Here is a 6,000-nt window from a genome sequence, read left to right on the forward strand (position 1 = left end):
GGACAAGAAACCTGTCCCCGATTCACACTACCAACTGCATAGTTCCTTCACTCTTATCTAATGTAAAGCTTACCTTTTTACCATCACATAAAAGGTCATAATCTCCAAGGAATCCTTCCAATGATACCATACCGTTGTCATCTGTTTTAGATTGTTTATTCGTATACCAATCACCTTTAATTAATTTCTTTAATACCTCATAAGATGGCTTCAAACTGTTATCCTTCCGAACAAATCCCGCTGGAGCCCCAAGCCATGCACCATCATCACTGAAGGACCATGTCGTAATCGCCTCTACAAGAGGATGTTCAAACAAAATAGAATACATTTCTTCCACTTCTTGCGCCTGACGTTCCTCGAATTCTGGTGTAGATGGCCATTCTGGAATCTGATAATCATTCAAATCCTCTATTTCAGGTGGCATCAGGTGTCCAGATGTTAATGTATTTTCTGTAAAGTGAATTGGAAGACCGAAATGTGAAAAGCGATCTAATACTTCTTCTAATTTCTCACGTCCCCAATATCCTTGATGTTGATGGGACTGAATACCGATCGCATCAATTTGGATACCTGCATTTAAGCAGCCATCAATTAATATTTCATAATTTATTGATGTATTGAAGTCATTTAATAACAAGGTCGCATCTGGGTTATATTCACGTGTCTTCGCAAACATTTCTTTTATAATACCAACACGCCCTAAATCTTTACTTATTCTGGTGATACCATTATCATATTTGTCAAAAATCGGCATAATGACTACTTCATTAATGACATCCCACATATCGATAAGGCCTTTGAAATCTGTAACGTCCCGTTCAATTCTAGCAAACTGTGCTTGCAAAATTTCTTCATTGCTCATATCGAGAAGCCAAGGAGCTGTTACGGTGTGCCAACAAAGTGGATGTCCTTTCACCGTTACATTTCTCTCTTTTAACCACTGAGCAGCTGCCTGTAATTCTTTTGTTTGGGGTTTACCTTTTTCGGGTTCGAACCTTCCCCAATAGAAAGGTAATGTACCAGCGTTAAATATATCTAAAAATTTATCTAGTTTTTCTTCTTGAAATGCAAGTCTGTCTGCTGGTACATTCTTATTTGCTACATCGATGACATCAAAAATCCCAGAACCAAATAAAAATTGATGATTGGTCTGTTTCAGTTCCACTTCCTTCCCTGCTACAGGATTCCCTTGTGCATCAACGAGTTTAATCGTTTTATTCGCCATTCGATGTGCTAATTTATTTGTTTGTCCCATTCTAATACCTCCACTCATAACATGTTGATTAATAGATAGCGCTTTCTTTTCTATTCATTAAATGTTAGCAGAATACAGTTGATATAAAAACTAAGTAAATTAAAGATTTTATTGTAAAAATTAAAGGTAGTGTTGCATGACTCCGAAACCTGATTTCTTTTTTCATTATTGAAGGAAAATTTATGCGGCAGCTCAATTAGATAAGTGGGAATCCTATAAGGATTTTCATCTTTATAATCACTACATTTAGGCTTCATATTCTCATTGCTTCTATTCACATATTGTTTTAGGTTATGTTATACTTATATTGAGCAATGCATATACTAAATAACCCGTAGCTGTCACTACGGGTTATGGATAAGCGGTTCCCCTAGAGGGATCGGCTATCGATTGTGATAGACCTCTCCTACTCACTTGGTTGGTTAATAGGGAGGTCTATTTTCTGTTGATCAGTGACTCGATCAAAGCGAGCAATGCAACACCAAGGTGGTGAGTCACTTCTTTCACGAATCAACCTGAAAACGTAATGGAAATGATGCAACCTTGATCATAGGGGCTAATATGGCGCTATTTATGTCAGTTATAATTTTTTTAATAAAAAAGCATGTACTTACCCTTGCACATGTAATTACATGCTTTCATTAAACAAACTGCTATTTTTATTCTTGTAACACCTCTTCCACTAATCCAACAAACTAAAATTAATCCGTCTTCCAATCATTGAACATAGAATTCAACTGCATACTCCGCAAAAACAGTTCTGAAGTATCAGCTATTGTTGACGATAATCCCATTACTGGTTGTAAAACCTGTTTATTAAAATCATCATTTGTAATTAGTTCAAAATTATATTGAAAGCTCAATTGTTCCATCAAATCTTTTAGGTCTTCTAAACTTTCTTTTAATGGTTCTAATGTACTTTTATGTATTTTGGGGGAAGTAAAAATAATTGTGCCTTTTTTCATATTAAAGAATCCATATAAGATCATTGATGTTCGTACTAATTTTTTCAAGACACTTTCTACTGTTTGTACTTTATTTCCATAGCGCAGTCCAGATTCATGGAATGCAACATCAATCGCAAATATTTCTTCCACATAGGAATCATGAATGCGTAATCCCAACACATCTATTTCCCCTTGTAGCATTATTTGTCTATGCGAACTACTTTTTTTAAAGATTTGATAATTATAATTTTCCCGAAAGAAATCACCTACTTTATTAATAATAGATTTAATTTCTTCCTCGTTTTCTAAGGACCATTGATTCATGGATGGTTTCCAGTTCAATTGTACAGATTGGCATTTCTCCACATGTCTAAGCCACGACAACATCAATGATTCCCCCACCTCGATTTTCATTTCGATTCCCCTTTTCTTCAGGCATTGAACCTATATGTACGAACTTTTTCGTCATAAGGTTCAATGCTTGAAATCAATTTGTAGTACGATTTCCAATAATAATTCTAGTAATCCAGTAGGCATGATGAAGCCAGCATATATTGCCATTACTTTTTCGTTTCCTCGATACCCGTAATTGGCAATTACAGATAATTGGGAAGTAAAGACTTCCAGAAATTTAACTTATGCAAGCTTCCTTTTCATCTACTCAAACCCCTTTAGTCTATTTACCGCAACCACCAAAGCCTGCACCGATGCCTTCATAATATCCTCATCAATTCCAGCTCCCCAATACATTTGCCCGTTATGTGAAATTCCGATCTGTGCACAGGATTCTGCCAGAGAATCTTTTCCTAAGGAATGCTGCTCATACACTTCCAATTCATAATCAAGCTGAAAGGACGTTTTTAATGCATTACTGACTGCATCTAAGCTTCCAGTACCTTCTCCTTGTAACTCGATGTACTGATCGGCTTGTTTTAATGTCAAGGTAACTTCCTGCTGTTCTCCTTTCTCAAAGCGGTAATCAACTAGCTGGAAATGCGGGCAATAATCAAGATACTGCTCTTTAAAAACATGGTAGATTTCCTCGGAAGACAGCTCTCGATTTGTTTGATCCGATACTCTTTTCGTAGCATATCCCATTTCTTCATTCATTTTATACGGGAGTTTAATGCCATAATTTGTTTCGAGGATATAACCGATCCCGCCTTTGCCAGACTGACTGTTTATACGGATTACATCTGTTTGATAATTTCGTCCCAAATCCATTGGGTCCACTGGAATATATGGTACATCCCATTTTTCCACCTGGTTTTCCTTCCGGTATTTCATGCCTTTGGAGATAGCATCTTGATGTGACCCAGAAAATGCTGTGAAAACAAGATCACCGGAATAAGGCTGGCGTTCATACACTGCCGTTCTTGTCAGTCCTTCATACTGTTTTCGAATCGCTCCTAAGTTATTAAAATTCAATTTAGGATCATATCCATGAGAATACATATTCATTGCCAACGTAATCAGATCGACATTTCCCGTACGTTCCCCTATGCCAAACAAGGTTCCTTCTACTCTCTCTGCACCCGCCAAAACACCAAATTCGGCATCACTTACTCCGCAACCACGGTCATTATGTGGATGAATCGACAACCTGACACCATCGCGATATGATAAGTTTTTGTGGATATATTCAATTTGACTTGCAAAAATATGAGGCATTGCATTCTCGACTGTTGTCGGTATATTGATGATTGCTTGATGTTCGGGTGTTGGCTTCCAAATATCTAACACACTATTACAAATATCTAATGCATAATCCACTTCTGTTCCTGGAAAACTTTCTGGACTGTATTGGAAATAAAAATTGCCTTCTGTTTTCTCTGCAAGCTCTTTTACTAAAACGGCTCCATCTACAGCAATTTGTTTGATCTCATCCTTGGTTTTCTTGAATACCTGTCTGCGTTGGGCTTCTGAAGTCGAATTATATAGGTGAATAATGGCATTGGGTGCACCTTGAACCGCTTCAAACGTTTTACGGATAATGTGCTCTCTCGCCTGCGTGATCACCATAATCGTCACGTCGTCAGGGATCATATTGTTGTCAATCAGTGTCCGCACTAGATTAAATTCTGTATCAGAGGCAGCTGGAAAGGCAACTTCTATTTCTTTAAAGCCGATATCTACCAACAGTTGAAACATCTCTAGCTTTTCTTCCAAATTCATCGGGATCGGTAATGCCTGGTTTCCATCCCGCAAATCCACACTGCACCATGTTGGTGCTTTCTCTATCGTTTCTTTCTTCACCCAGTCATAAGAAAGAGTCGGCGGCAAAAAGTATTGCTTTTCGTATTTTTGATGATTAAACATTGTACATTCCTCCCTTAAATTTGAATATAAAAAAAGCCCTTCATCTCCAGCAATTGCTATGGAGACGAAAGACTTATGCTTACGCGGTACCACCCCGATTTCATGATAATCAACTATTATCATGCACTTATCCAGATACAGACAGGTACGCCTTATATCCTTCCCTTTTAACGGCGGGGTTCCGTCCTTAGCTAATCTCTACATCGTTTAGGTTTCACTAAGTCTGCTCTAAGACGAGTTCCCTGCTTCCCTGTTATTGCTTCCCATCAACCAGCAACTTTCTAAAAACAAGTTAGCAAGTACTATTTCTTATCAACACATTTCCAATTTTTATTATGCTCATTATAGCAGACTAATTAGAAACGGGCTAGTGGTGGAGGTAATTTATTGAATTGTTCTTATGCACTTTATTAGATAATATGATTAGTTTTTCTCTTGTGCATTTTTAATTATTATCAACGGGTATCTTTAAAAATTCTATACTGATTCTATCAACTCTCATTTCTACATTTTTTCCTATCAATTCAGGATAATCAAAAAAATATTGGTCTTCATCATTAAACACTATCCCCGCATCAAGGGTATCCTCATATAACAAACCTCTAATATAATATTCATATCCAGAACCAATACCCTCGATTTCCTTAGTCTCTTCCTGTATTTCAAGAATTATTAAATCATCTAAGATCGTAAAGCCTATTGATACTGGATAACTTTTTCCTAATTCAATTTTATAAGAACAGATAAATGCAAACCCTGTAAATTCAATTCCCTCAATTTCAACGGTCACTTCTTCTTCAATATGTGGATTCAGGTTTTTAACAAAATCTGTATAAATCATATTTAGATCCTCTCTTTCTAATCTGCGGGACTAATTATAAGCATATTTTATCGCATCTGTAACTTTTGTTTATTTCTCGATGAAACACATGATACAACGAATCATTAAGAAATTTACTATCTTTATCCCTATCCTTACCATCTTTCTTAAACTTCTTCAACCCCGGCCTAGCCACATCACCAATTGTATCCAAGAACTTAGCTGGTTTTACAAAGGTGAATAGGGAGGCCATTGCCTTATCTTCCATTCGAGCATTCGGATCAACAATCGTTTACAATGTCTTCTGTAAAGAATTTGAATGTTGCAGTCGATGGTCCTGCTAAACCACTAAAGAAAAACCTTGAAAGGCATATTAGAGTGACCCAATAATATGAGACAGGAAAAAACACCCCCAGAGTCGTATTAATTATTTATCGACATTTGGAGGTGTTTTTTGTTATGGGGAAGAAGATGGTTTATCCTGAAGAAATTAAAAGAGAAGTGATACGCTTAAAACTTTCTGGGGAACTAACGAACAAAGAGATTATGGAGAAGTTTGGTATTAAAAATAAGACACAAATCAAAACTTGGATGAGATGGTATAGGAATGGTGAGGAGCACAGGTTAGCTCAACCAATTGGAAAACAATATGCTTTCGG

Annotated in this window: 5 protein-coding genes and 1 other annotated feature; of the genes, 1 reads left to right on the forward strand and 4 read right to left on the reverse strand. The window is 36.8% G+C overall.

Features of this window, described 5'->3' with window-relative positions; genetic code table 11:
• Nucleotides 1-22 precede the first annotated feature (22 nt).
• The 4 genes from D569_RS0108445 to D569_RS0108460 all read right to left on the reverse strand — a co-directional run bounded on the left by D569_RS0108445 (nucleotide 23) and on the right by D569_RS0108460 (nucleotide 5,362).
• On the reverse strand, nucleotides 23-1,255 hold the full coding sequence (locus D569_RS0108445; protein WP_018931985.1) for an endo-1,4-beta-xylanase: 1,233 nt from the start codon (nucleotides 1,253-1,255) through the stop codon (nucleotides 23-25).
• Nucleotides 1,256-1,956: 701 nt separating this feature from the next.
• Nucleotides 1,957-2,616: a hypothetical protein gene (locus tag D569_RS24730; RefSeq protein ID WP_018931986.1), complete on the reverse strand. Its 660-nt coding sequence runs from the start codon at nucleotides 2,614-2,616 to the stop codon at nucleotides 1,957-1,959.
• Nucleotides 2,617-2,859: 243 nt separating this feature from the next.
• Nucleotides 2,860-4,521 carry a 2-isopropylmalate synthase gene (locus D569_RS0108455; RefSeq protein WP_018931987.1) on the reverse strand — a complete coding sequence of 554 codons (1,662 nt, stop codon included), beginning with the start codon at nucleotides 4,519-4,521 and terminating at the stop codon, nucleotides 2,860-2,862.
• A gap of 57 nt (nucleotides 4,522-4,578) precedes the next feature.
• Nucleotides 4,579-4,846 (reverse strand) — a binding site (T-box leader).
• Between the two features lie 120 nt (nucleotides 4,847-4,966).
• Entirely contained in the window at nucleotides 4,967-5,362 is a 396-nt protein-coding gene (locus D569_RS0108460) for a hypothetical protein (RefSeq protein WP_018931988.1), read from the reverse strand.
• A 438-nt stretch (nucleotides 5,363-5,800) separates the two neighbouring features.
• Between D569_RS0108460 and D569_RS0108475 the strand changes: the two genes are divergently transcribed.
• A partial coding sequence (locus D569_RS0108475) for a helix-turn-helix domain-containing protein (RefSeq protein WP_018931991.1) occupies nucleotides 5,801-6,000 on the forward strand: 200 nt, incomplete at its 3' end.

This window comes from Gracilibacillus lacisalsi DSM 19029, from assembly GCF_000377765.1.
In the GTDB taxonomy this organism is placed as follows: domain Bacteria; phylum Bacillota; class Bacilli; order Bacillales; family Amphibacillaceae; genus Gracilibacillus; species Gracilibacillus lacisalsi.